A 3,031-nucleotide genomic window follows, 5' to 3' on the forward strand; every position below is an offset into this window, starting at 1 on the left:
CGTGCAGATCGGCGACGCCGCCGCGCTCGCCAAGGCCATCCATATCCCGGTCATGCACGATTTCCGCGCCGCCGACGTCGCCGCCGGCGGGCAGGGCGCACCCTTCGTGCCGGTCTATCACCGTGCGCTGGCCCAATCGCTCGATCGCGAGGGGCCGATGGCCGTGGTCAATATCGGCGGCGTTTCAAACATCACCTATATCGACGGCGCCGATACGCTGATCGCCTGCGACACCGGCCCGGGCAACGCGTTGCTCGATGACTACATGCTCCGCACCATGAGCCAGCCGTTCGATTGCGACGGCCGCACGGCCGCGCAAGGCGTCGTGAACATCGCCTGGATCATGCGCGCCATGGAACATCCTTTTTTCGCACTGCCGCCGCCAAAATCGCTCGACCGCAACGATTTTGCCTCCCTGAGATTGCCGGCGATGTCGCCGGCTGACGGCGCGGCCACGCTCACGGCCCTGACCGCCGAAGCCATCGCCCGGATCGTGCCGCTGCTGCCGAAGGAGCCGAGGAGCTGGATCATCGCCGGCGGCGGCGCCCGCAACCTCACCCTGTTGCGGATGCTGCGCGAACGGCTGGCGCCCGCCACTGTCGAGCCTGCCGACGCGCTGGGCTGGTCGGCGGATGCCATCGAAGCGCAGGCTTTTGGTTTTCTGGCCGCGCGGGGTCTGAAGGGCCTGCCGCTGAGCTATCCCGCTACCACCGGCGTGCCGATCCCGATGACGGGCGGGGTGATTGCCCGGCCGTGATCAATTGCCGTTGATGCGGACGCATCGATCTTGACGATTTAATGCAGATGCATGTAATTAGATGCAGTTGCATGAAATAGCGAGATCCGCCCATGGCGCCGCCGTTAAAACTGATCAGCCACAAGCTCTGTCCCTATGTGCAGCGCGCGGTGATCGCGCTGTCCGAGAAGGGCGTTGCGTTCGAGCGGGTCGATATCGATCTTTCCAACAAGCCGGACTGGTTCCTGGCGATTTCGCCGCTCGGCAAGACGCCGGTGCTCCTGGTCGGCGAGGTCCCGATTTTCGAATCCGCGGTCATTCTGGAGTATCTGGAGGAAACCCAGCCAAAGCCGCTGCATCCGGCCGATCCGCTGCGCCGCGCCGAGCACCGCGGCTGGATCGAATTCGGATCAATCGTCCTCGCTGAAATCGCGGGCTTTTACGCGGCGCCGGACGAGGCGACATTCAACGCGAAGACGTCGCAGCTTGAGCAGCGCTTTGCGCGACTGGAGGCGCGCGTCGCGGCAGCGCCATGGTTCGATGGCGAAGACTTCTCGCTGGTCGACGCCGTATACGGCCCGGTGTTCCGCTATTTCGATGTGTTCGACGACACCGCCGATCTCGGCATTCTCGCCGGCAAGCCGAAGCTCGCGCGCTGGCGGAAAGCGCTCGCGGCGCGCCCATCGGTGAGCACGGCCGTCAGCGCCGATTATCCGGCGCTGCTGCGCGATTTTATTCGGCGGCGGAATTCCTGGCTGTCGACGCTGCAGGCTCGCGCAGCAGCGTGATCTTCTCAGCGAACGTTGGCGAGCCGCATGTCGAGATAACCGGTCACCGTCTCCATCAGCGGTTCCAGCTTCCCGTCGAAGAAATGGTTGGCGCCGGGGATGATCTGCTGATCGATCACGATGCCCTTCTGGGTCTTGAGCTTCTCGACCAGCGTGTTGACGTCTTTCGGCGGCACCACGGCATCCTTCTCGCCATGCACGATCAGGCCTGAGGACGGGCAGGGCGCGAGGAACGAGAAGTCGTAGAGATTGGCGGGCGGCGCGATCGAGATAAAGCCTTCGACCTCCGGCCGGCGCATCAGGAGCTGCATTCCGATCCAGGCGCCGAACGAGAAGCCGGCGACCCAGCAGGCGCGCGCCTCGGGATTGATGGTCTGGGCCCAGTCTAGCGCGGAAGCCGCATCCGACAATTCTCCGGTGCCGTGATCGAACGATCCCTGGCTGCGGCCGACGCCGCGGAAATTGAAGCGCAGCACGGAAAATCCGCGATGCGCGAACGCGTAGTAGCACTGGTAGACGATCTGGTGGTTCATCGTGCCGTGAAACTGCGGATGCGGATGCAGGATCATCGCGATCGGCGCGTTCTTCTGCTTCGCCGGATGGTAGCGGCCTTCGAGACGGCCGGCGGGGCCGGTGAAAATGACTTCAGGCATTGGTGGTCCTTGGCAAGATCAACCGGCACTTGCGGGCTTCATCTGCGAAACCTCGCGGCAGACAAGGGGCTGGCTGATCAGACGTCGTTGGGCGATGCGCGAACGGCGCCTGGTGAACTGGAGGCCGCGTTCTAGCATGAGGCGAGGGGCAAAAAGCAAGGGTTTTATGCGTCCTGGCGCCCCCCGGGATGCACCGCGATCCCAAACCAAGCTCTTGCCCGGCCGAGGGAATTTCCTGCAGCCCGCGGCCGCTGGGGGGCCGGCGGCGCCCGGTTCTAGCGGCGCGCCGCGTTATTGCCGGCAAACAGCGGGATCGGCGGCGATCGCCTCAATCGAAGCGACGGCGTCGCGATAACGGCGGCTGCCTGCGATGGTTGGGCCGGTGTCGAGCGTCAGCTCGAAATCTCCGTTCGAACCGGACTTGAGCCCGGTCACCCGCGAAAGGTTGACCAGCCGCGTCCGGTGCACCCGTGCGATGTTGAATCTTGTCAGCCGGGCTTCCTCGGCGGCCAGCGTTCCTCGCACGAGGTGGGTGCGGCCGTCGGCCATGCAATATTCCACATAGTTTCCCGCTGAGCCGATCGTAAGGATGTCGTGCGGTTCGATGCGGATGCGCGCTGACCCGTCGCGGAGCCAGATCATTTCGGGCGCCGCGAAGGCCGGGTCCGCGCGCGGTATTGTCACGTCCGACCGGGCTTGCCGGGTTTCGCGGCGGCTATCGATCAGCCACAGCGCGCCGCCGATCAGGACGCAGGTCATCACGTCCTTGCGGAATTCATAGAGGAGGGTCGCGGCCGAGAGGTGAAAATCGTAGGCGCCGCCGGCAAGGAACATCGCCAGCTTGCGAAGGCCGA

Annotated in this window: 4 protein-coding genes; 2 read left to right on the plus strand and 2 right to left on the minus strand. The window is 64.8% G+C overall.

Annotated features, from left to right (window positions below):
- On the plus strand, positions 1 to 757 hold a 757-nt coding region (locus QZ213_RS26660), incomplete at its 5' end, for an anhydro-N-acetylmuramic acid kinase (RefSeq protein WP_291689042.1).
- 92 nt (positions 758 to 849) lie between these two features.
- Positions 850 to 1,524: a glutathione S-transferase family protein gene (locus QZ213_RS26665; RefSeq protein WP_291689043.1), complete on the plus strand. Its 675-nt coding sequence runs from the start codon at positions 850 to 852 to the stop codon at positions 1,522 to 1,524.
- A gap of 5 nt (positions 1,525 to 1,529) precedes the next feature.
- Here QZ213_RS26665 and QZ213_RS26670 read toward each other — a convergent pair whose 3' ends face one another.
- Positions 1,530 to 2,177, minus strand: a complete 648-nt coding sequence (locus QZ213_RS26670) for an alpha/beta hydrolase (RefSeq protein ID WP_025589847.1) — start codon at positions 2,175 to 2,177, stop codon at positions 1,530 to 1,532.
- A 291-nt stretch (positions 2,178 to 2,468) separates the two neighbouring features.
- A partial coding sequence (locus tag QZ213_RS26675; RefSeq protein ID WP_291689044.1) for a LytTR family DNA-binding domain-containing protein occupies positions 2,469 to 3,031 on the minus strand: 563 nt, incomplete at its 5' end.

It is taken from the genome of Bradyrhizobium sp., assembly GCF_017881085.1.
Classification (GTDB): Bacteria; Pseudomonadota; Alphaproteobacteria; order Rhizobiales; family Xanthobacteraceae; genus Bradyrhizobium.